Below are 22,543 nucleotides of genomic sequence, written 5' to 3'. Positions count from 1 at the left end.
GGTTTTTTAAACGGCGTCGTTACGCCTGAGAATGAGCTTCTCTGTATGATTTGCGCAGATGATCGGTTTATCGTTGATTGCGATTCTATATTTTTAAGGGAGTATGCCTTATCGGATTTGGATGCACTGCAAGCACTGACCTGGCAGCCGGAAATATATGAGCTGCTGCCAGGCTGGAACGTGTCTAGGGAGACACGTCAAGACTGGATGGCCAATTACGAAATCGCAGAGAACAGGCAGTTCCTAAGCGCGGTTGCAGCTGGAGGGCGCATTGGCGAGCTCCGATTGCGGCTGGGCATTGTATTGAAAGAGACGGGGGAGTTCATCGGTTGGTGCTGCACAGGAATCAAAGAGGAGCTGCCGTCGCCGGGCAGGGAAATCATGTTTGCCATTTCCAAGCATCATCGCGGAAAAGGTTATACGACGCAAGCTGCGCAGGGCCTTATCAACTATTTGTTTGAAAATACCGATATCAGCGAGCTGCATGCGATAGCCCTGCTTACCAATCACCCGCCGAACAGAGTCATTCAAAAATGCGGATTCGCTTTTTCAAGCATCATTGAGATTGAAGGCAAAGCTTACAATCATTATCTTTACAGCAAACCGGACTGGCTGAACCGATTAGAAACGCAATGATCTTAACCGTTACAAAATAGCCTTTCCCTTAAATTTAAAATCAAAGTCTGCTTGATTTCCTTTAAATGCATATATATCCACATAGGCGTCGAAGCCAACTACGCGTCCGCGGTTGCTGTACTGCCATAACAACCAATTCTGTTTTCCTTTTAAGGTTGGAAATTTCACAATATCCCGAATCCAGATGTCATAGCCCTCGAAACCGCCGGCGATATACTTGTTGAACGTGTCATACGTGACGTAGAGAACCGGTTTTTTGTTATAGGTTTGCTCCAGCTTCTCGCTCATCGTCATTAATTCTTGCTCAATGATTGCAGGATCATGAGTCAACGCGATTTCGATATCGATCACGGGAGGCAGGCTGGCTGCCTCTTTCGGTACTACGCTTATAAAATGATCGGCCTGCTGCTCACCCGTGCTTCTTGCCGAGAAAAAATGGTAAGCGCCCGTCAAAAAGCCGTTTTCTTTGGCGCCTTCCCAGTTCTGCATGAAGGTATCATCCGTAAAATCATTTCCTTCTGTCGCTTTCATATAGACAAATTGGTATTTCTCCGTTTCTGCAACCGATTTCCATTCCACGTCTCCTTGATAATGAGAAACGTCGAGACCTTTAATTTCATACTCCATGGCAAAAATACTATTGTGCCAAATGATGCCTTTGTACTCCAATACGCAACATATTAAAGCTAATCCGAGCAAGACCGCGATTTGCAAAAACAATAAAAAGACCGCCAAGTCCCCTTGACGGTCATTCCAAACTATACGCTATTTCGTCAGCTGTTCCATTTGTCCGATCAGCTCTTCGAATACGCTCATCGCTTGCTCGATCGGTTCCGGAGAAGACATGTCGACACCGGCTTTCTTCAAAATGTTGATCGAGAAGTCGCTGCCGCCGCTCTTCAGGAAGCCGAGGTATCGCTCGACTGCCGGCTCGCCTTCCTCCAATATTTGTTTGGAGAAGCTGGTCGCAGCAGAGAAACCTGTCGCGTATTTGTACACATAGAAGCTGTTATAGAAATGGGGAATGCGTGCCCATTCCATTTCGATGTCTTTATCAACGACCATGCCTGGGCCGTAATACTGGACATTTAGATCATAATAAATCTGATTAAGATCCTGCGGTGTCAGCGACTCGCCTTCTTCGGAACGCTCATGGATGATTTTCTCGAATTCGGCAAACATCGTCTGACGGAATACGGTCGTACGGAACTGATCCGCGTAATAAGTCAGCAAGTACATTTTTTCCTTCGGGTCTGTTGATTTGTTCAGGAGATAATCCATTAGCAGGGCCTCGTTCAATGTAGAAGCAACCTCTGCCAGGAAAATCGTATACTGCGCATCGCGGTAGTTCTGATTCGTGTCCGAGTAATGGGAATGAAGCGCGTGACCCATTTCATGCGTCAACGTGAACATGCTGTTTAAATTGTCTTTATGGTTGAGAAGGACATACGGATGCGTTCCGAATGCGCCCCAGCTGTAAGCGCCGCTGCGTTTACCTTCATTCTCGTAAACATCAATCCAGCCGTTGTCAAAGCCCTCTTGCAGCACCTTCAAATAATCCTCGCCCAGCGGCTTCAAGCTTTCGCTTACCGTTTTCTTCGCTTCCTCGTAGGTAATGTCCAGGTTGAATTCATCAACGAGCGGCGCGAACAAATCGTACATGTGAAGCTCGTCTAAGCCGAGCAGCTTTTTCCGAAGCTCCATGTAGCGGTGCATGAGCGGAAGATGCTTATGGATGGTATCGACTAGGTTCGTATACACTTCCTTCGGAATGTTGTCACCGTAGAGAGACATATCCAGAACGGAATCATATTTGCGCGCCTTGGCGTAGAAAATATTTTTTGTAACGTTTGATGTCAAGGTCGTTGCGAGCGTGTTTTTCAGCTTGCCGTAAGTATCGTATACTGCTTTGAACGCTTCGCGGCGAACATCTTGATTTTTGCTTTCGAGAAATTGTATGTAGCGGCCGTGCGTCAGCTCGATTTCTTCGCCGTTCTCGTTTTTCACCTTAGGGAATTTGAGATCCGCATTGTTCAGCATGTTGAATACCGTTCCCGGAGCGGAGCTGATATTGCCGACCTGCGCAAGCAGCGCTTCTTCGTTCTTGGATAAGACATGAGCCTTTTGGCGGCGCATTTCCTCGAGCGTATGGCGGAATTTCGCCACGGATTCATCGGAAATGATGGCATCCAGCTTTTCATCCGAGAGGCTAAGCACTTCAGGCGTTATAAAGGAGAGCGCTTCGCCGGATTCAACGCTGATTTTTTTGGATTTATCGGATAGCGCCTGATAAGTCGCTTCCGCCGTATCCTCGTGATGCTTCATATTTGCATATACATAAAGCCGTTCCACATGCATGGAAAGCTCGTCTTCAAGCTCGAAGCAGGCTTTAAGCTGGGCGACATCTGCCAGTTTACCTTGGAATTCCGGTATTTTTTTGATTAGTGCTTTTGCTTCCGCATATTCCTTATCCCATGCCGCTTGGCTCTCAAAAATATCCTCAAGCTTCCAGCGGGTCTCAGGTGCGGATTCTGATCGTTTAGGTACGTGATTCATCGAATTCCTCCTAGGTATGGTTAAGGTTGGTAAGGCATGCCCGGTTTGGGGAGCTGCCTGATTGGAAGGAGCAGCTCCCGGGACCAGGCTTAAAGCAAGCAGCAGAGGCAGCCATTTCATCCATTTATCACCTCGGAACACAGTTTGTTTCTACTATGTCCGCAGAGGATCATGAATATTCAGTGCTCTGCCGGCTAAGCTTTACCCATCGTAAAAAATGCATAAACGATCATAAAAAACGCAAACGCAATAAATGCGATGGAAACGAGTGCAAGACCCCGGCGCAGGCCAGTGGGCAAGGAGTCGCGCTTCATAATGACGATTGCTCCAAGCGAGAAGGCTGCAATGATAAAAATAATTGAAGCTGTAGCATCCATTTGCGAGTAAATCCTCCTGATACTGAACTGGCTAAAAAAGGACAGCAGTCTAATTGTACCTATGCGCGGATACGTAACGATATGTTCGCCGCACAGGTTAATTTTTCCTGCCCGTCCATCGGAAATTCCGGTATTAAACTTCCTTTAACGCGCGCATGATGGCTTCAAGCTCTTCTTCGCGGCCAACAAAGTCGGTTGCGCGGAAGCGGTTTTGTGCCCAGTGCAGCATTTCCGGACGACTGATGAACGTATGCGTGTCTTCGCCCCATTGATCGGAAATTTCCCTTACGATAAGCGTCTTGCCTTGTACTTCTACCGTCAGCATATTGTATTTGTCGGTTTTGTAGATTTCGTGTTTTTTGAACATTTTTTTTTCATCCTTTTAGTAGTTAATTATGGTATTCTTATCATCATAGCCATTATGGCGGCGGTAATCAATATGGGGCCATAAGAAGCTGAAGTCGTCGGCACAGATTTTGCTGAGATGAGAAGAGATGAGACGAGAAGAGGAGAGTGCAGGAATGAGTAAGATGAGCTATGAGCAAATCGGTGTTGCTATGACATGCAGAAGCTATGAGGAGTATGTGAGGATGTTTGATTTAGAGCCTTCGGACTTGGCGCATGGAGAGGTGCTCGATGTAGCTGCTGGAGGATCTTCCTTTACGGCAGAAGTGAATGCGAGAGGGTATTCCGCTTATGCTGTAGATCCGCGATACGACGCTGGGATCGAGAAATGGATTACTGAGGCCGAGCAGGAAATCGAGACATCGACCGCAAAGCTTGCCAAGCTGCAGGAGAATTTCGATTGGAGCTATTATGGTTCGATAGAGAAGCATAGGGCAGGCAGGGAAACGTCAATCGAATTGTTCAAATCGAATGTTTTGGACAGCAAAAAATCTAAGCGTTATCTAGCGGGTAAGCTTCCGGAGCTTCCTTTTGGCGATGATCAATTTTCACTGATTCTTTGCAGTCATTTTATGTTTCTGTACGCGAACCAATTCGGACCTGAATTTCATATACATGCGATTATGGATTTAATGCGGATTTGTAAGCCTGGCGGTCAAATTCGCATTTATCCCCTGATTTCTTTGGACTGGAAGCCATACCCCGAGCTTGATCAGCTTCTGGATTCCATAAAGGCAAATGGCGGCAAAACGGAATTATGCCCATCGAGACTGCCGTTTATTCCTGGATCCAGTCATTTTTTGAAGATTTTACTTTAATTGCTTTTTGGAATTCGGATCGATATAATAATTCTACTCGCCGTTCTAAACGGCGGTCATATCTAGGAGGTTGTTCAATTGAAAGGAACAGTTAAATGGTTTAATGCGGAGAAAGGCTACGGCTTTATCCAAACAGAGGGCGGAGAAGACGTATTTGTACATTTCTCGGCGATTCAAAGCGATGGTTTCAAATCTTTGGATGAAGGGCAAGCGGTCGAATTCGACATTACTGAGGGTAACCGCGGCGCTCAAGCGGCCAACGTCACTAAACTATAGGAACAATGTGCGAATAAACGATGGAAAAGGGCTCCCTGACAACAGGGAGTCCTTTCTTATAATGAATGAATGTTTGATCTCGCTTTCATTGACCAAGTCCTATCAGCGGTGATAAACTGTTGCTTGGAAACTTTGTCAGGGGAGCGAGCATAATGAAATTTAAATTGTTCAAAGACCGTAAAGGGAAGGCCGATCAGGCTAAAAATAACAAGTTCGTTAAGCTGGGACGTGAAATTTACGTTCAAGCCCGCAGAGGCGGACCCAATCCGGATGCGAACTTCGGGTTGAAAACAGCCATTGCCAATGCAAGAGCAGAGCAAATGCCGAATGATAATATTGAACGTGCGATCAAAAAGGCGGCAGGCGCCGGCGATGGCGTCGAATACGAGGATATCATGTACGAAGGCTACGGCCCGGGCGGCGTAGCGATCATGGTAAAATGCTTGACGGACAATCGGAACCGTACGGCAGCTGATGTTCGTTCAGCGTTTAACAAACGCGGCGGTAACATGGGAGAGAGCGGATGCGTCGGCTATATGTTCGACCACAAAGGGCTGCTCGTCGTTGATCGCGAGGCGCATGAAACCGATGAGGATTCCATGATGATGGTTGCGCTTGAAGCAGGTGCTGAAGATGTTGTCGTTAATGACGACAGCTTTGAAATTTTGACGCATCCGCATGAATTCGAGCAGGTCAAAAATGCCTTGGAGCAGGAAGGCTTTACGTTCGTAAATGCCGGCGTTCGTTGGCTGCCGCAAAATATGGTCAAGGTTGAAGGCGAGAACGCGGAAAAGCTTCAAAAAATGATGGATGCTTTCGAAGACAACGATGATGTGCAGGATGTTTATTCGAATTTTGAAATCGCGGAATAGGCTGTTCATTCCACGATAGAAAGGGCTGCTCTTAGCGTGTGGTATTCGACGCTAAGAGCAGCCCTTTTGTTGTTTTTTGCTATTTTACCGTTCTGTCCGGCTGAAGTAGTATCTGGCAAGGAAAGCTGCGGCTGCTGCAATGGCAAAGCCGGCACCCATCTTGAAAAATACCTCGCGTCCGAAATGCTCGTATATAAAACCGCCGAACATCCCGCTGATTACGCCTGCCAGGCCGGTCCAGATAACGGCATACACTGCCTGGCCGGACGCACGGTACTCATCGGGAATGAGCCTTGAAAGATAACGGAGCGCCGTAGAGAAATAAATGCCGAACGAAATGCTGTGCATCGCCTGCGTCGCGATCACCCAGCGCGGATCCTGTATATCGCTGAGCAGCCACAATCTTACGGCATACATAATAGAAGCAATCATCAGCAAAGGAAGCTCCTTGAATTTATGGCCGTATTTGCCGAGCAGGAACAAGATCGGAATTTCGCTCAAAGCGGATACGAGCCAAGCAAGACCGACAAGAGAATCACTTGCACCCATTTGACGCATCGTTACCGCTAGAAATCCTTCATACATCCGGTGGGGGATGGAGATGGTTAGGATAATTAAAAAGAACAGCAGCACGTCGCGTTGGCGTAAAAGCTTGAAAAAACCGGAAAAATCGATTTTACGCGCGCTTCCTTGATAATCCCTGATTCGGGTCGTTAAGATCAGCGTAATGGCAATCGTGGTTAGAGCAAGCGGCAAAGTCCAGGTGGAGCCGATTTCTTTTAATATAAGTCCGAAGGTGAATGCGGTTACTGCAAAGCCAAGCGAGCCGAAAATCCGGATGAGGGCATAGGGCGTTCCCGTATATTGGCTAGATAACAGCAGCAGGCTGTCGCTTAATGGGTTGATGGGTGTCTGAAAAAAATAAAAGCCCATCATAACGAGGCAAACCAGCGCAAAATTTTCAATCGGAAATAACAGCGATATCATGACGAGCTGTCCGAATAACAATAGCATAAGCAGTTTTTTAATCGTTCGGTATTTATCGCTGGCGAGACCGAGGATGATATTTGCAAAAATCGATATGAAAGGCCCGGTTGAATAAATAATGCCAATTTGCTGTTCCGAAAAACCTCTGTCCAGAAAGTAAAGCGGAATAAAGGCAACGACCATCGCAGCTGTCGAGTAGGCGGAGAAACTGAATATTCGGAGCGAAAGCGTCTCCTTGCGGGCAGTCGATGAGCGCTCTATTGTGACTGTTTCGGGCGTATCCATTTTTGAAAGCTCACTCCATCTCTGTCTTAAACAATATGGATACCAGTATAGCATGGATTAAGAATCGGACCAATGAGATTTGAAGCTGGATTATTATGTCCTGAGATGTTACATTTAGAGGTGGAGGTTTACAATGAATGCTTTTCGTTTTGACTGGAATGAAAGGCTTCGGATCCATATTCCCGTGTTGGATATGGAATGGGAGCATTATGCAGCGAATGTTCAGCTTGAAATCGTCGAACGATGGGAATGGATACGCGGGACGATCCCTGACCGGGTAATGGAATTTGAACAGATCATCAATAAAAAGCAGGCGGAGCTGTTTGAAGAAGAGAGCTTTGAGCAATCCTGTATACTAAACTATGAAATTGCCGATTATGCAAGTAGGATTAACGATCTCCACATCTGGTCCCGCATCGACCAGCAATTGGAATCGCGCCGACATTCCTGAACATGTTTGGAGGAAACGTGCATCGTGAGATTGACGACTTTAACAGGCAATCGGGTGCCTCAAAGCCCACTTAAACTCATGCATCGCGTTTATAAGTATGTATTACCGGAAGTAGAGAAGGAGCTTGTGAAGCTTCGGCTGATGGCGCAGCGGATACCGGATCAAGAGCTGCGGAATCAAGCCCTCAGCAGCATGGACAGCAAGAAATTCCATTGCCAGGGCGGCAGTGTTTACGCGGCTGCGAGCCTTGAGCACAGACATGTGCTCATCCCGTTAATTGTCGCTTTGCAGACGATTAGCGACTATTTGGACAATTTATGCGACCGCAGCACTTCGCTCGATCCCGATGATTTCCGGTTATTGCATCAATCCATGCTTGATGCCGTTAATCCCGAAGCACAGCTTCAGGATTATTATGCTTTGCGCAGCGAGAAGGAAGATGGAGGTTATTTGCACCATCTCGTGCGAATATGCCAATTGCAAGTCGCACTATTGCCTTCGTACGGAAGCGTTCAACAGCAAGTAACCGAACTGGTAACCTTATATGGGGATTTGCAGGTGTACAAGCATATACGCAAGGATTTACGCGAGGAGCATCTCCTTGCGTGGTGGTCACGGCATTGCAGTGATTATCCGAATTTGCAGTGGAACGAATTTGCGGCGGCGGCGGGCTCGACGCTCGGCATGTTTATGCTTTTTCTAGCCGCCACTGAGGACCGGCTGTCCAAAGAGGACGCAGCCTCTATCCGAAATATTTATTTTCCTCATGTATGCGGTCTTCATATTTTGCTCGATTATTTAATTGATCAGGCAGAGGACCAAGCAGGCGGAGACCTTAACTTTTGCAATTACTACGATAATGAAGGTCTGCTTGTTGAGCGCCTCGGCACCATAGTGAACCGGGCGCGTGAGGATGTGAAGCAGCTTCCCGCATCGCGTTTTCATCGTTTGATTATTGAGGGGCTTTTAGCCTTGTATTTGTCAGACCCGAAGGTTCGCCATCAGGCGGATGTTAGAGATGTGTCGAGGAGGCTAATGAAGAACAGTCCGCTAACGCGTATGTTTTTCCTTATAAATAGCATCTGGATTCGCAAACAACAGGCTTAACTATAAATTAACAATGTGGAGGAATGAACCATGTCTGCAGTCAAATCAATCGCGGTACTGACAAGCGGAGGAGATTCGCAAGGAATGAACGCAGCCGTTCGCGCTGTGGTAAGGAGTGCTTTATTTCACGGACTGGACGTATACGGCGTTCAACGCGGTTATCAGGGGCTTATTAACGATGACCTTCGGCAAATGGACTTACGGAGCGTCGGCGATATTATTCAACGCGGCGGCACGATTTTGCAAACCGCAAGATGCAAGGAGTTTATGACGGCGGAAGGCCAGCAGCGCGGGGCGGAAGTTCTCCGTTCAAGAGGCATTGACGGCTTGGTCGTTATCGGCGGAGACGGCTCATACCAAGGCGCTAACAAGCTGAGCAAGCTGGGCATTAAGACGATGGGGCTTCCGGGGACGATCGATAACGATATTCCGTTTACCGATATTACCATTGGCTTTGACACTGCGGTAAGTATCGTTGTCGATGCCATCAACAAAATTCGCGATACGATGTCCTCGCATGAGCGTTCGTCGATCGTTGAGGTTATGGGCCGGCATTGCGGCGATATCGCGCTTCACGCGGGTCTTGCAAGCGGCGCGGAAACGATTCTCGTGCCGGAGGTTCCTTTTGAGCTGACAGAGGTTGCGGAACGTATGAAAAATAATTTTGCCAAAGGGAAGCGCCATAGTATTATTGTCGTGGCAGAAGGCGCAGGCAAAGGCGAGGAAGTCGCGCAGCAAATTACGGCTAACAGCGGCATTGAGCCCCGTGTAACTGTACTTGGCCATATTCAGCGCGGCGGTACGCCAACCGCAATCGATCGCATTTTGGCAAGCCGTCTTGGTGATTTTGCCGTGAGACAGCTAATGGCCGGCGATTCAGGTAAAGCCTGCGGCGTGATTCGCGGAGAACTTGTAACGACAGACATTGACACGGTCGTAAATTCGAAGAAGCCGTTTGACATGGGCATGTATGAACTGGCTCTTCGCCTTTCTCAATAAAGCACGGCCGAATGAAAAAAAAGTCCACCTCGCTGTCTCGGCGATGGTGGACTTTTTTTCATTCGGCCAGGTTACTTGTATGCAACATTTGGTGAATATTTGTTTCCGGCATTCCAGAGCAGGTACTCGTTAATCCCCGTATCTTTCAATGCTTTAATTTGAGCTTCGACCTCGGCTTTTCCGTATTTCATGTAATGTCCGCTGCCGAGCCAGCTTGCTGTGAAATCCTGAATCCATGGCCGTATAATCGGCTTTAGATCTTGGGTTGGATCCAGTTTTTTGTGGGTATCGAGCATAGCTCCTTTAATGGTTTCATAAGGACTGCGGTCAGGATCCTTCTGTTTGAACCATCCCGTGCTGTAATGGCTCGGATAAACCATGGGTGAGATAACATGAACGTCGTTGGATATTTTCACGAAATCTTGGCCGATTCCTTCGGCAGCCGGCACCGATGCGGCGTAGCCGAAAATATCGACCGAAACTCTGACGCCAAGCGGCTCCAGCTGTTCGCGCGCGTATTTAACAAAACCGGCCACCGTATCAACGCGGCTTAGCTCCGATTTGTTAAAGGTGAGCGATGCGGCCTTGTTCTCGAAGCCCTCAGGGAAACGCACATAGTCGAACTGAATTTCCTTGAAGCCAAGCTTTGCCGCTTCCTTCGCGACAGCGATGTTATAATCCCATACTTCCTTGCGATAAGGATTGACGAAGCTTTCGCCGCGTGCATTTTTCCAAATCGTACCGTCCTGGTGAAGGAAGGAGAGCTGAGGCTGCTTGCGGGCGAGTACGGTATCCTTGAACACGACAATTCTTGCGATCGGATAAATGTTATGTTTTTTTAACGTTTCCATGAGTCCATTGATGTCTCGGATGTATTTCTTGGATGCGCCAACCTCTTGCAGTTCGGGCGTAGACGTCGGATAGGTTATGTACCCGTTATCATCTTTAATATCAATGACCATGCTGTTCAGTTCGGTAGCGTCAAGCAGTTTTAACAAAGTCTCCATGCGAGCCCCGCCAGCGCTATGCGCTGTGACGTAAATTCCTTTTATCGGCGGAGTGTCGGGCTGAGGATCTTTTTTTACGGTTGCCGGGTCCGAAGCGACGGGAATTATTTCCCCATTCGCTGTTGATTCCGGTTGTATGATCGTTTGACCAGCGGCGGAATTTAAGTAGGCAATTGCAAGCTGCTTGGCTGCGGCGCTAGGTTCTCCGCTTCCAGTGAGCAAGCTGTACAGCAGCAGCAATGAAGAAATGATGATGTCCATTTTGCTCTCTCCCCGTTAGCTATTCTGATCAAATTATAAAGCAGGTTGTAGGGCTGGGTCATTAACTTTTTTGAATTCTAATGAAAGTATATGTATTTTAAATGCATATAGGCTTCGTTTTCTTTAGAAAAATAGCACTCGAAACGGAGGGAAAACAAACAAAAAGCCAGCCGAGATTGTCTCGACTGGCGCATTAATAATCCGTGTGTCCCGCATTGTCATTGTAACAAAGCTTCTCTCTGCTGGTTGCAAATACTGTGCTGAACAATTTCCATCGCGTCAGCGGGCTCGAGTAAGGAAAGTCCGTCACGCAGCACAATGCTGATGTCCATTTCGCGTTTCGTAAGAAAAGGACTAAGCTCTGGGGCAAGCTTCTCTACAATTTGAGACAATTTGACCGTTTCCATATCCATTGAGCATCACCCTTTCATATCTAATGGTTAGGGGAAATCATATGGCAAGAAACCTAAGGTACGGGATACAAACATTATATCAGGATCATTTTCAAAAACATAGGGATACTGTGGAAAATCCATTCTTGCGTAGATGATTTAGTCTTTTGGCCTGGAAAAATCGCCGATGACTCCCACTGTCTCTACAATGTTAATGAAAGCATGCGGGTCAATCGAGGTGACGGTCTTGCTAAGCTCGGCTAATTCATACTTCGTTCTGACCGTCATAAGCATATCGCGCTCGGTAAAGGAAAAGGCGCCTCGGGTTTTAATGATTGTAATGCCGCGGGGATGAGAGAGTAGCTTGAGCAGCAGCTCATCGGTCTTTGTCGTGATGATGAAAGCCGTTAGCTTAATATGCCTCACATGTATGAGATCTACTACCTTGCCGGCAGAAAAAATCGACAACAGCGAGTAAAGGGCGGAATCCCAATTTTTCGTAAAAAACACCAATATCGCAATGACTGCGCCGTTTAATATGAAAATAATCATCCCAACCGGCAAATCGCGTTTTCGCGTCACGATGGAAGCAATGATATCGAAGCCGCCTGACGATCCCCCGTAGCGAAGCGTCAGCCCGCTGCCGAAGCCGATGATAATTCCTCCGAATACGGCGCCAAGCACGATGTCGTCAGCAATTTTCATAACCGGTATGAGCTGCAGAAATAATGTCGATGCGATAACGGTATAGACGCTCCACATAATAAACCGATGGCCCACCGCATACCAACCCCAGATCAGAACAGGCAAATTGAGGATTAAAAATAACCAGCCGATGTTCCCGCCGGTAATATACCCGATCATCATGGATATTCCTGAAATGCCGCCGCTTAGCAGCTGGTGCGGGATAAGAAAAAGATTGAAGCCGATTGCGATGAGAAAGGCGCCGAATGTCATAATCGGCACGGTAATTAGGTAGCGCAGGGAATGGGGATTCATTACGATCGCTCCAATGTAATTGACGTGTTTAATTTGTACATATTGCCATGCTTAGTATGGCTTTATTTGCTTTACTGGTATTCACGATTGATTGTGTGCTATAATGATTTGGATATTCTTAAGTAGGCTGCAGATAAAAGGAGTTTGAGAAAAGTTTGAAAACATTTGCTGAATTTGGCTTGGAACCAAAAGTGTTGCAAGCAATTACCGAACTTGGATTCGAGGAATCTACCCCGATTCAAGACAAAGCGATCCCTATTGCTATGGCTGGGCAAGATCTAATTGGCCAAGCACAAACGGGTACAGGAAAGACAGCGGCATTCGGAATTCCGCTCATTAACAAAATTCCGACAAGCGAGGAACGCATTGTCGCATTAATAATGACGCCAACCCGTGAACTCGCTATTCAAGTGGCTGACGAGATCGGGAAGTTAACCCGATACAAAGGTCTCCGCTCGTTGCCGATTTACGGTGGACAAGAAATTGGTCGTCAAATCCGTGCATTGAAAAAGAAGCCTCAAATTATTATCGGTACGCCAGGACGTTTGCTCGATCACATCAACCGTAAGACCATTCGTCTGGAAGATGTACAAACCGTCATTTTGGATGAAGCAGATGAAATGCTCGATATGGGCTTCATGGAAGATATTCAATCCATCTTGAAGCAAGTACCGGATGAGCGCCACACGATGCTGTTCTCTGCAACAATGCCGACAAACATTCAGAAACTCGCACAACAATTTCTGAAAAACCCTGAGCATGTTTCCGTAATTCCTAAACAAATTACGGCTCCGCTTATCGAGCAATCTTACATCGAAGTGCATGAACGTCAAAAGTTCGAAGCACTTAGCCGTTTGCTTGATATGGAATCCCCTGAGCTAGCTATCATTTTCGGCCGTACTAAACGCCGGGTTGACGAGCTAAGCGAAGCGCTCCAAAAACGCGGATACACTGCTGATGGCTTGCACGGCGACTTGTCTCAGAACCAACGGGACAGCGTAATGCGCAAATTCCGCGACGGAAGCATTGATGTATTGGTAGCGACTGACGTTGCTGCTCGCGGACTCGATGTCTCGGGCGTAACGCATGTTATCAACTTTGACCTTCCGCAGGACCCTGAGAGCTACGTTCACCGTATCGGCCGTACAGGCCGCGCGGGCAAAGAAGGTACAGCTTGGTCATTCGTTACTCCTCGTGAGACGGATCACCTGCACTTCATCGAGAAAGTAACCCGCCAGAAAATGAACCGCAAGCCGCTTCCAAGCATTGCGGAAGCAATTGAAGGCAAGCAACGCGTTACGGCTGAACGTCTTCTTGAAGTCGTTCAAAACGATGAATTCTCTGAGTACAAAGCGATTTCGATTCAATTGCTTGAGCAATATGACTCCGTGCATTTGCTTTCCGCAGCGATCAAATTGCTAACTGGCGAGAAGAAAAACGTTGAAATCGAATTGACACCGGAAGATCCGCTTCGCGCGAAAAAACGCAAGCCGGATATTCGTTCCAATGGTCGTCCATTTAACCGCAGCGGATCGTCTTCTTCATACGGCGGCAATCGCAGCGGCAGCACAAGCGGCGGCGGATACCGTGGACGCGATGACAGACGCAGCAGCGGCAGCAGCACAGGCGGCAGCTCGCGCGGCGGTTACGAAACACGCGGCGGCAGCAGCGGCGGTTATGCTGGCAAGAGAAGCAGCGAAGGACGTCCTGAGAACCGTCGTCCAAAAAGCTCGACCGACAGCTTTTCAAACAACTAATCGTTAACCATATATTTTCGAAAAAACCGAGGAAGTCCGTGATCCCTAACGGGCATCCGGACGTCCTCGGTTCTTTTATTGTTCTTCTATAGTTTGGGTTAGTACGAAACGCATTGACTAACGATAACAAGAAGAAAAAACAAAACGAGAATGAAACCTGCAAAGGTGGATAAACCGCAATCTGCGTTTTTCGTAAAGCAGACGCCTTATGAACTTTAAATGGCGTTTGGGCATATATCCTATGCGGTTAGGTTTCAACCGCGCAGACGATAGCCTGGCAGGCCTGAGGTTTGTTACCGATGTTAGGTAGTTTGATGGGAGTAATCTTACTTTTCTGGAGGCAGATCCTATGGAACCAAGAGGGCTAATGGGTGGTTTTTACCGAATTTCCGAATGGATCATGAGGTTATCGGTTATTAATGTATTGTGGCTAGTATGTTCAATTCCATTCGTGTTCTTCGCATGGGGATTGCTTTTGTCACAGGATCCAAATCAAGTGTATTCTGCTCTCATCGCAATGGCGGTCGTTGCTCCGTTTACTTTATTTCCTGCAACAGCAGCTATGTTTGCGGTTGCTCGTAAATGGGTAATGGGCGAGGCGGATGTAGCGTTATTCAAAACGTTTTTCCGCGGCTACAAGGAAAATTATAAACAAAGTATGCTTGGCGGTATTATTTACACGATATTGCTGGCAATTATGATTGTTGACTTTATTGTTTATCGTGAACAATTGAACTTGCTGTCATATATTTTTATAGCGTTTCTTGTGCTGTTAATCGTATCGCTATTTAATTTTTTCTCGATGCTTGTCCATTATCATATGAAAACGTTTCAATTGCTGAAAAATGCTGTTCTTATCACGATCGGTAAACCTTTCCGCTCGCTGTCTACAGCTATCATGAGCGGTGCGGTTATCTATTTCAGCACAAGGTTTACGTTTCTCATTCCGTTCTTCATGGGAAGCATCATCGCTTACCTAGCATTCTGGAACTTTCATTTGATTTACCAAAAGCTTCAGGATCAAGCGGAAAAAGCACGGTTGGCAGAGGAAGAAGAGGCGGAGAAAGCTGCAGAGCTTGACCGAATCGACCTTGTTAAGGATGATTCGACCGGCACCAGTAAATAACAGCTGATCAAAGTTTACTTTTTCTTTTGTACGGTCTATAATAGCAATACCTCCTGCGATGCTCGTTACGGCTTTACGCTGTTTTGAACCAATGGCTGTTTCACGGGAGACCAAAATCGAAACGTAGCTGACATGCCCCCGAAAGGGGATCTCAAAAGCGGTTCTGCGGTCACCCACCTGCGTAAGCGGGTTCAGAAACATGTGAGTCGGACGGCATAGGCGGGTTCCATTTTCAAATAAAGAGCATTTGCTGGTTAAATCCAGCAATAGCTCTTTTTTCATTGGACAAATCATGGTATCATATAGAGTATTGTACATAGATGCCGGAGGGGGAGATCGTTGTTGTTGAAGCGGACCTTGATCGGGCTGCTGCGTAGTCATGAACAGACTGGTGACAGAGCTAAGGATCCAATGCTCAAATCTCATTTCTACAAGCTGTCGAAAGATAAGGCTTGGGAAGAAGTGATATCGACTCTTAAGAAAATGCAAGGTTATAAGGTGCTGCACGAAGTGCAATCCGTTGGGGAAATTGTTCTCGAGAAGCGCACGGCCTTTGGCAGGACGATGGACATTACCGTTTCCGTTATTAGCGTAAACCCGCTGCAATCGGCTGTCGATATTTATTCAGCCTCCCGCGGTTCACTAGGGGATCTTGGTTCCAATTACAGAGTCATCCTGGATCTGTACCGTACACTTGATAAGAAGCTTGCTGCATTCAAAGTTAATAATTAATACATAAACAAAGCGAGGAAGGGTATCCTTCACTCGCTTTGTTTGCAATCATTACGAAAAAAATGGAGTTGTCGTTCTTATGCGAGCGCTTTGACTGCGTTGATCGCTTGTTCGTAATTCGGATGCTCCGTCATTTCAGGCAGATATTCCACGTATTGAATCGTATCGTTAGCGTCGAGCACGAAGATTGAGCGTTGGTCTAAACCGAGTTCTTTGATGTATACGCCGTATGACTCGCCAAAGCTGTGTGCTTTGTAGTCAGAAAGCAATACAACTTTATCGATTCCTGCCGCGCCGCACCAGCGTGCTTGCGCGAAGGGGAGATCTACGCTAACGGTTAATACGACGACGTTGTCACCAAGCGAACCGGCAGCTTCATTGAAACGACGCGTTTGCGCGTCGCAAACGCCTGTGTCGATGGATGGCACAACGCTGATTAGTTTAATTTTACCGGAGTAGTCCTTGAGAGAAACATTCTCGACAAGCGATTTGTTAAGGTTGAAATCAGGAGCTTTATCTCCTACTTTCAATTCAGGCCCTACCAAAGTGATCGGATTGCCCTTGAAAGTAGCGGCTCCATTACGTTCTTGTGACATTCGAATAATTCCTCCTCTAAATTGTATGGTGAATACCTGATTAATTATAATCGTTATGAAACGGCCTTGTCCAATTGTTGGATAGAAAAGGGATGATCCTATGATCTTCATTCGTTATGAAAGCTTTCGCTCGTACTTAAAGCTTTATCCCGTAACGTCCGTCTTAATTGCATTAAACATCGTATATTTCATTATAATCGCCTGGAATGGCGATCCTAATAATGCTTACGATGCTGCTAAATTCGGTGCCTTCGTAACGGATGCCGAGAACAATCCGTTTGGGATGCAGGAGCCATGGCGGTATGTTACATCTATTTTTATGCATTCCGGAATAGAGCATTTGCTGTACAACATGTTTGCTTTGCTTGTTTTCGCGCCGCCGCTGGAGCATTTGTTAAAACAAGTCCGATATTTGTTTTTTTATTTGTTGTGCGGGATCGGGGGCAATGCAATGAGTGCCTTTGTCAACGTGGTGGAAGGTGATCTATACAACCATGTAGGAGTAGGAGCCTCAGGGGCAATTTATGGCGTCTACGGCGCGTTTCTATTCATATCCTTATTCCGAAAGCAGCAGCTTGATGAGGGCTCGCGTAAAACGGTATATACCATATTGATATTTGGCGTAATCTATTCTTTCCTTGTGCCAAGTATTGATCTATGGGCACATATAGGGGGTGCTCTAACCGGCTTTCTGCTTTATAATGTGTTTGACCGAATAAGAACACGAAAAAAACAGCGCCTATCATGAAAACTATGTATGTACGGGAGAGAAACTAACCGGTATGGAACTTCGTCAGCTTCATTATTTTGTAAAGGTAGCAAAAAAAGAGCATGTTACGCAAGCAGCGGAAGAATTGCATGTAGCGCAATCGGCGGTCAGCCGCCAGATCCATCAGCTCGAAGAAGAGCTTGGCGTCAAATTATTCGTTCAAAAGGGCAGGAACCTCCAACTAACGCCAGTCGGCCAGCTTTTCCTGAAGCGCGCTGAAGTCATTCTGGCTGACCTTGAGCGCGCAGTTGTTGAAATACATGAGTTTCTCGACCCGGAGAAAGGCGAGATCAGACTGGGCTTTCCCCACAGCTTAGGGATTTCATTAATACCGCAAGTAGTTGCGGCTTTTCGCAAACTGCATCCGAATGTAAAATTTAGATTTAAGCAGGGGATGTATCCCTCGCTAATTCGCGATATGGTCAAAGGTGAAATTGATTTGGCATTTATATCTCCATTTCCGAATGAACATGAATTCGTTTGCGGAGAGGTGCTGCTAACGGAGGAACTGTATGCTATTCTGCCTCCGGGGCACCATTTGTCCGACAGGGAAGCGATTGAACTGAAGGAGCTGGAGCATGAAACCTTCGTGCTGTTTAGCGAAGGCTACTCTTTGAGGCCGATCGTCTGGGATGCATGCCAGGAAGCCGGCTTCAAGCCTAGAATTGGATTCGAAGGAGAAGAGACGGATACGATTAGGGGGTTGGTTGCCGCGGGAATGGGCGTAAGTCTGCTGCCTGAAATGGCCCTCCATTATACGGGGCCCTTGCAGCCGACAAAGGTTCGTGTAACCCAGCCGCAAGTGACGCGTACAATCGGGCTTATACGGCGCTCGAATGAGAAGCTTCCGTTAGTCGCGAAGGTGTTCCATGGTTTTCTGCTTCGTTATTTTCATAATACGATCGAATAATTCGATCATTGAAATAGAAAAGGAGCTGTTCCGCTCGGTCTTTGCAGACTGATCGGGAACAGCTCCTTTTTGTGTACGGTTATTATTCCTGCCGGCTGCCGCCTACAAAGATTAAGATGTATCTGACAAGCTCCAGCAAGGACAAGAGCGCCGCTGCTACATAGGTTAATGCTGCTGCGTTAAGCACCTTCGCGACTCCGCGTTCTTCGTCGTTGGTGATGAATCCTTCGGAAATCATGATATCTCTGGCGCGATTGCTGGCATTGAACTCGACGGGAAGCGTAATGACCTGAAATGCAACCGCGACCGAGAAGAAGATAATGCCGAGTCCGATCAAATTCAATGCCGAGAAAAGAATGCCGGCAATAAAAAGGAAAGGAGCAACGCCGGATGCGAAATTCACGATTGGAAAGATGCGGTGGCGCAAGACAAGCATCGGATAATGTTCGGCATGTTGTATGGCGTGACCGACCTCGTGACAGGCAACGGAGACGGCTGAGATTGAATTTTCGTAGTATACCGGCTCAGACAGCCGGACAACGCGATGTATCGGATCGTAATGATCGGTGAGCGTGCCGCGCACCGGCTCGATAGGCACATCATGCAGACCGCTTGAGTCGAGCATGCGCCTCGCTGCCTGGTAACCGGTTAAACCGCTATTCGCGTGTACCGATGTCCATTTTTTGAATGTTCCTTTGACCCGGAATTGAGCCCAAATCGTTAAAATAAAAGCGAGTATGATTAAAATGTAGATAAAAGTCATTGAGTCATCCCTCCATTTAAGTGATGAGATTCTCCGCTACATGAGAGAGCTTTTGTTGATCAGAAGCATAAGTGCCTCGATACAAGCGGCGGTTTGAGGCATGAGCCGCGTGTAAAGGTGGTTCGCTTGCCGCGGCTTGAGATTCTTTATGACTGGCTCAAGCTCCTTCACTTCGCGCTCCAGCTGGCTTATATGATGCTGCAAATCCGTTAGCTTGCGAGATACCTGCTCCTCTGGCGTGATCTTTTTCCAGCTTTCAATGGTGGCTTTGATCTCATCTAATGTATATTTATCTTTTTTCATCTGTTCAATACGTTCCAAGCGCTGCAAGGTTTCGTCTGAATAGAGGCGATAGTTTTTGGCGGAACGCTCCGCAGGCTCTATTAGACCAATTGAAGTATAATAATCAATCGTTCTTGGACTGATATGCGCCAGCTTCGATAGTTCTCCGATTCGATACATTTTAAAATCCTCCATTCGTTAAAAATGCATGTAATTTCACTAAACCATAATTATCTTCTATTATAGTACATTTTACTAACGCCATCTTATGGAAACGGGCTAACCGTTGTACCTCTAATGATAATAGGAAAGTAACCATACAGTCAAACGTGTTACATGGCTGTTCGACAAATACCCGTATCTACCGTTTATGCGAAGGAAAAGTATATTTACTTCTACTATATAACACTTGGAATGGTGACATGAATCAAAAAGAGAGCCGGTTGGGATAAAAATGGATTCCTTGAAATAGGAATCAATGCCTATAAAAAGTGAAAATGCGAAGAATAAACAGGCCCAATGGGTAATTTAGGGAGCGATTTGTTCAAAAACTTAACGTTCGTGTTAGATTTTATGCCGAACGTTTGATTTTTTTTGTAAAATTAGATAAAACGTATTGTCAAATTGAGCACTACTGACTATAATGACATTAAGTCTTTCCTCTCATGTAAGGAAACATAACACTTAGGGAGTGGTCGCAATGATTAAGAAAACATTATTAGCTTTAGGAATCTTCACCTTATTGTTTCCGGTAATGGCGTTTGCTGAGGATCCTTCCGCCGCAACGTTGAACATGGGTTTAAACTCGCTATGGGTTATGCTCTCATTTATTCTCGTTCTACTAATGCAAGGCGGATTCATTCTTCTTGAAACAGGCTCGACACGGATGAAAAACGCAGGCCATGTTGCCGGCAAAACGATTTTCACAACTGGCTTAGCTGCACTTATTTATTGGGCATTCGGTTACGGCATTACTTTTGGCGGCGACAGCGGCATTAATGCACTAATCGGTTGGGGCAGCTTCTTCTTTGATCCTTCCATTACTGCAGGTGAAGGTGAAAATTATCCAAGCACGGTGTTCTTCTTGTTCCAACTAGCATTTGCAGCAGTATCGCTTTCTATCGCATGGGGCGGTTTTGCAGAAAGAGCTAAGCTATCCTCATACATCGTATTTACATTATTTTTCACTGCGATTATATACCCGGTAGTAGCTCACTGGATCTGGGGCGGCGGCTGGCTTGCTGAAGACGGAGCGCAAGATTTCGCGGGCTCCACGGTTGTTCACTTAACAGGAGCGTTGGCTGCATTCGCAGCGACAGTATTACTGAAACCGCGTATCGGTAAATTCAATAAAGACGGCTCGGCAAACGAAATTTTGGGTCATAACCAAGTTTTCACTGCACTTTCCGTTTTGCTTCTATGGGTTGGTTGGTTTGGATTTAACGCAGGTAGCACAGTAGCTATCGGTGACGGATTCTTCGGATACGTAGCATTTAATACGATGCTCGGAGCAGGCGCGGGCGGCGTGGCAGCACTTCTTATTTCATGGGCTGTTACAGGTAAAGCCGATATTACATCGATGCTGAACGGTACTCTTGCAGGTCTTGTTGCGATAACCGCATCTTGCGCATACGTTGCTCCTTGGGCTGCGGTAGTTATCGGTCTGGTTGCCGGCGTACTTGTATTCTACAGCGTGAAGTTCTTCGAGAAAATTAAAGTCGACGATCCAATTTATGCTTTGTCCGTTCACGGTGCAGCCGGTGTGTGGGGTACGCTTGCCAACGGTATCTTCGCTACACAAGAGCTCGCTGATAAAGTCGGCGTAGGTACTGGCGGCTTGATCGACACTGGCAGCTGGAAGCAGCTGTGGGTTCAATTTGAATCTGTTGTCGTTGTTGGTGCTTTCGTGCTTGCGGCATCATTCCTGATCCTTGGCGTTATGAAGCTGATCATGGGCTTCCGCGTTACGGAAGAGCAAGAAATCATTGGTCTTGACCTAAGTGAGCATGGGGCTTATGGTTATCCTGAGCAAATGAAAAAAACAGGTCAAAACTTTCAAGGATAATCCAATAACCATGATGGACTGACCGAAGGGAGAGGGCATCGCATGAGTGATCCGGTGCGAGTGCAGCTGCTCAAGCAGATTGGTTCAGCCGATCATGCGGAAGGGCTGCGAAACTTGCGGGATCAGATACACGAGCATATGGAAGCTCTTCTCCCCACGCGTCCCGTCGAACAATTTAACGAACAATTGAATGAGGTGCACGATGCGGTAATACAACGCACGATTGTCCTCGCAGAAGCGGAAATGGCACGGTTGGGGAAGGGTTCTCCCCCCGTGCCTTACGCGTATTTATTGTTCGGGAGCGGCGGTCGGAAAGAGCAGACTTTGTCGAGCGATCAAGACAGCGGAATTGTCTATCGGGATCCAGTGGCTGATTCAGCAGAAGTGAAGAGTTATTTTAAAGAGCTTAGTGAGATCATTGTTCAAAATCTTCAGCAAACGGGTTACCCTCCGTGCGAGGGGAATGTGCTTAGCAGCAACCAGGATTGGTGTTTATCTCTCTCCGAATGGGGCAGCAAACTGGATCATTGGTTTGAAGAACCGGCATGGGAGTCTGTTCGATATTTGCTTATCATAGCGGATGGCCGCGGCGTATATGGGGACTTTGGGCTGGTTGAAGAACTCAAGGACTTGTATTTTACCGACATGCTGAACCATCCAATCATTTTGAAGCGAATGTTAGACAATACTTTGCGGCATAAAGTACTCCTTGGCTTTTTTGGCCAGCTTCTCAAGGAGCAATATGGCGTAGATGCAGGAAGCCTTGATATCAAATACGGCGCTTATATTCCAATGGTCAATTCTATAAGGCTTTTATCCATTCAGGTAGGTATCCGTGAAACGGCAACCTTAGAGAGAATCAAGAAGCTGGTTCTAGCCGGAAGGATGTCTGAAAAGGACGCTGCGATTTACGACCAGGCTTTTCGGTTGCTTCTGCGGCTCCGATTAATGACAACCGAACAGAAATCGGACGGGTTATATGCGAATAATGGCAAGATATCGAGCCGTAAATTGACCAAGGAAATGACTGATGAATTAAAGAGTAGCTTGCGCCTGGGCAAGAAACTGCAAAGAGCGGTTTTTAAGCAAACAATGGGCAGGCTTACTTAAGGCGG

25 protein-coding genes and 1 other RNA gene are annotated in these 22,543 nt (G+C 46.8%); 15 read left to right on the top strand and 11 right to left on the bottom strand.

Features of this window, described 5'->3' with window-relative positions; translation table 11 throughout:
- Positions 1-45: 45 nt before the first annotated feature.
- Entirely contained in the window at positions 46-636 is a 591-nt protein-coding gene (locus MRBLPE1_RS21990; RefSeq protein ID WP_414698916.1) for a GNAT family N-acetyltransferase, read from the top strand.
- Positions 637-645: 9 nt separating this feature from the next.
- Here MRBLPE1_RS21990 and MRBLPE1_RS21985 read toward each other — a convergent pair whose 3' ends face one another.
- The 4 genes from MRBLPE1_RS21985 to MRBLPE1_RS21970 all read right to left on the bottom strand — a co-directional run bounded on the left by MRBLPE1_RS21985 (position 646) and on the right by MRBLPE1_RS21970 (position 3,936).
- Entirely contained in the window at positions 646-1,356 is a 711-nt protein-coding gene (locus MRBLPE1_RS21985) for a GH25 family lysozyme (protein WP_364149377.1), read from the bottom strand.
- A 45-nt stretch (positions 1,357-1,401) separates the two neighbouring features.
- Positions 1,402-3,192 carry an oligoendopeptidase F gene (gene pepF, locus MRBLPE1_RS21980; RefSeq protein WP_364149375.1) on the bottom strand — a complete coding sequence of 597 codons (1,791 nt, stop codon included), beginning with the start codon at positions 3,190-3,192 and terminating at the stop codon, positions 1,402-1,404.
- Positions 3,193-3,386: 194 nt separating this feature from the next.
- Entirely contained in the window at positions 3,387-3,569 is a 183-nt protein-coding gene (locus MRBLPE1_RS21975; protein ID WP_364149373.1) for a hypothetical protein, read from the bottom strand.
- Positions 3,570-3,702: 133 nt separating this feature from the next.
- The gene (locus MRBLPE1_RS21970; RefSeq protein WP_308997409.1) at positions 3,703-3,936 is read right to left on the bottom strand and encodes a hypothetical protein; all 234 of its coding nucleotides are present in this window, start codon (positions 3,934-3,936) and stop codon (positions 3,703-3,705) included.
- Between the two features lie 154 nt (positions 3,937-4,090).
- On the opposite strand from MRBLPE1_RS21970, the gene MRBLPE1_RS21965 reads away from it, so the two are divergent.
- From MRBLPE1_RS21965 to MRBLPE1_RS21955, 3 genes are all read left to right on the top strand, one after another.
- Complete coding sequence (locus MRBLPE1_RS21965) at positions 4,091-4,792, top strand: class I SAM-dependent methyltransferase (RefSeq protein WP_364149371.1); 702 nt, start codon at positions 4,091-4,093, stop codon at positions 4,790-4,792.
- A gap of 78 nt (positions 4,793-4,870) precedes the next feature.
- Complete coding sequence (locus MRBLPE1_RS21960) at positions 4,871-5,068, top strand: cold shock domain-containing protein (RefSeq protein ID WP_053376915.1); 198 nt, start codon at positions 4,871-4,873, stop codon at positions 5,066-5,068.
- Between the two features lie 152 nt (positions 5,069-5,220).
- Positions 5,221-5,940 carry a YebC/PmpR family DNA-binding transcriptional regulator gene (locus MRBLPE1_RS21955; RefSeq protein ID WP_364149370.1) on the top strand — a complete coding sequence of 240 codons (720 nt, stop codon included), beginning with the start codon at positions 5,221-5,223 and terminating at the stop codon, positions 5,938-5,940.
- An 84-nt stretch (positions 5,941-6,024) separates the two neighbouring features.
- Here MRBLPE1_RS21955 and MRBLPE1_RS21950 read toward each other — a convergent pair whose 3' ends face one another.
- Entirely contained in the window at positions 6,025-7,212 is a 1,188-nt protein-coding gene (locus MRBLPE1_RS21950; RefSeq protein ID WP_364149368.1) for an MFS transporter, read from the bottom strand.
- Positions 7,213-7,345: 133 nt separating this feature from the next.
- On the opposite strand from MRBLPE1_RS21950, the gene MRBLPE1_RS21945 reads away from it, so the two are divergent.
- From MRBLPE1_RS21945 to pfkA, 3 genes are all read left to right on the top strand, one after another.
- Positions 7,346-7,663 (top strand): hypothetical protein, encoded by a 318-nt coding sequence (locus MRBLPE1_RS21945; RefSeq protein WP_364149366.1) that lies wholly within the window; start codon positions 7,346-7,348, stop codon positions 7,661-7,663.
- Between the two features lie 78 nt (positions 7,664-7,741).
- Positions 7,742-8,770 (top strand): tetraprenyl-beta-curcumene synthase family protein, encoded by a 1,029-nt coding sequence (locus MRBLPE1_RS21940; RefSeq protein WP_364149777.1) that lies wholly within the window; start codon positions 7,742-7,744, stop codon positions 8,768-8,770.
- 30 nt (positions 8,771-8,800) lie between these two features.
- The gene (pfkA, locus tag MRBLPE1_RS21935; RefSeq protein ID WP_364149364.1) at positions 8,801-9,769 is read left to right on the top strand and encodes a 6-phosphofructokinase; all 969 of its coding nucleotides are present in this window, start codon (positions 8,801-8,803) and stop codon (positions 9,767-9,769) included.
- 71 nt (positions 9,770-9,840) lie between these two features.
- Here pfkA and MRBLPE1_RS21930 read toward each other — a convergent pair whose 3' ends face one another.
- From MRBLPE1_RS21930 to MRBLPE1_RS21920, 3 genes are all read right to left on the bottom strand, one after another.
- Positions 9,841-11,037, bottom strand: a complete 1,197-nt coding sequence (locus MRBLPE1_RS21930) for a putative glycoside hydrolase (protein ID WP_364149363.1) — start codon at positions 11,035-11,037, stop codon at positions 9,841-9,843.
- Positions 11,038-11,255: 218 nt separating this feature from the next.
- Positions 11,256-11,450, bottom strand: a complete 195-nt coding sequence (locus MRBLPE1_RS21925; protein ID WP_308997402.1) for a hypothetical protein — start codon at positions 11,448-11,450, stop codon at positions 11,256-11,258.
- Positions 11,451-11,588: 138 nt separating this feature from the next.
- Positions 11,589-12,428, bottom strand: coding sequence for a YitT family protein (locus tag MRBLPE1_RS21920; RefSeq protein ID WP_364149361.1), 840 nt, complete (start codon positions 12,426-12,428; stop codon positions 11,589-11,591).
- Positions 12,429-12,583: 155 nt separating this feature from the next.
- Between MRBLPE1_RS21920 and MRBLPE1_RS21915 the strand changes: the two genes are divergently transcribed.
- The 4 genes from MRBLPE1_RS21915 to MRBLPE1_RS21900 all read left to right on the top strand — a co-directional run bounded on the left by MRBLPE1_RS21915 (position 12,584) and on the right by MRBLPE1_RS21900 (position 16,043).
- Positions 12,584-14,185: a DEAD/DEAH box helicase gene (locus tag MRBLPE1_RS21915; RefSeq protein ID WP_364149359.1), complete on the top strand. Its 1,602-nt coding sequence runs from the start codon at positions 12,584-12,586 to the stop codon at positions 14,183-14,185.
- A 349-nt stretch (positions 14,186-14,534) separates the two neighbouring features.
- Positions 14,535-15,311 carry a YesL family protein gene (locus MRBLPE1_RS21910; protein ID WP_364149357.1) on the top strand — a complete coding sequence of 259 codons (777 nt, stop codon included), beginning with the start codon at positions 14,535-14,537 and terminating at the stop codon, positions 15,309-15,311.
- A gap of 47 nt (positions 15,312-15,358) precedes the next feature.
- A non-coding RNA gene (gene ssrS / locus MRBLPE1_RS21905) (6S RNA) lies at positions 15,359-15,541 on the top strand.
- A gap of 112 nt (positions 15,542-15,653) precedes the next feature.
- On the top strand, positions 15,654-16,043 hold the full coding sequence (locus MRBLPE1_RS21900; protein ID WP_308997399.1) for a DUF1499 domain-containing protein: 390 nt from the start codon (positions 15,654-15,656) through the stop codon (positions 16,041-16,043).
- A 77-nt stretch (positions 16,044-16,120) separates the two neighbouring features.
- On the opposite strand, the gene tpx is transcribed toward MRBLPE1_RS21900, so the two are convergent.
- On the bottom strand, positions 16,121-16,639 hold the full coding sequence (gene tpx, locus MRBLPE1_RS21895) for a thiol peroxidase (protein WP_364149355.1): 519 nt from the start codon (positions 16,637-16,639) through the stop codon (positions 16,121-16,123).
- Positions 16,640-16,739: 100 nt separating this feature from the next.
- Between tpx and MRBLPE1_RS21890 the strand changes: the two genes are divergently transcribed.
- Positions 16,740-17,387, top strand: coding sequence for a rhomboid family intramembrane serine protease (locus MRBLPE1_RS21890; protein ID WP_364149353.1), 648 nt, complete (start codon positions 16,740-16,742; stop codon positions 17,385-17,387).
- Positions 17,388-17,421: 34 nt separating this feature from the next.
- Positions 17,422-18,318, top strand: a complete 897-nt coding sequence (locus MRBLPE1_RS21885; RefSeq protein ID WP_364149351.1) for a LysR family transcriptional regulator — start codon at positions 17,422-17,424, stop codon at positions 18,316-18,318.
- 82 nt (positions 18,319-18,400) lie between these two features.
- Here the strand turns inward: MRBLPE1_RS21885 and MRBLPE1_RS21880 are convergent, their stop codons facing one another.
- Together MRBLPE1_RS21880 and MRBLPE1_RS21875 are read right to left on the bottom strand one after the other, a co-directional pair.
- Positions 18,401-19,081: a zinc metallopeptidase gene (locus MRBLPE1_RS21880; RefSeq protein ID WP_364149349.1), complete on the bottom strand. Its 681-nt coding sequence runs from the start codon at positions 19,079-19,081 to the stop codon at positions 18,401-18,403.
- 36 nt (positions 19,082-19,117) lie between these two features.
- Positions 19,118-19,543, bottom strand: coding sequence for a MerR family transcriptional regulator (locus MRBLPE1_RS21875; protein ID WP_364149348.1), 426 nt, complete (start codon positions 19,541-19,543; stop codon positions 19,118-19,120).
- 520 nt (positions 19,544-20,063) lie between these two features.
- Here MRBLPE1_RS21875 and MRBLPE1_RS21870 point away from each other — a divergent pair.
- Positions 20,064-21,428, top strand: a complete 1,365-nt coding sequence (locus MRBLPE1_RS21870; RefSeq protein ID WP_364149346.1) for an ammonium transporter — start codon at positions 20,064-20,066, stop codon at positions 21,426-21,428.
- A gap of 42 nt (positions 21,429-21,470) precedes the next feature.
- Positions 21,471-22,538 carry a DUF294 nucleotidyltransferase-like domain-containing protein gene (locus MRBLPE1_RS21865; RefSeq protein WP_364149344.1) on the top strand — a complete coding sequence of 356 codons (1,068 nt, stop codon included), beginning with the start codon at positions 21,471-21,473 and terminating at the stop codon, positions 22,536-22,538.
- Positions 22,539-22,543: the final 5 nt, after the last annotated feature.

Source organism: Paenibacillus sp. LPE1-1-1.1 (assembly GCF_040676435.1).
Lineage (GTDB): Bacteria > Bacillota > Bacilli > Paenibacillales > Paenibacillaceae > Pristimantibacillus.
The sequence above is the reverse complement of the archived record's forward strand: the minus strand, read 5'-3'. Positions and strand labels throughout refer to the sequence as shown.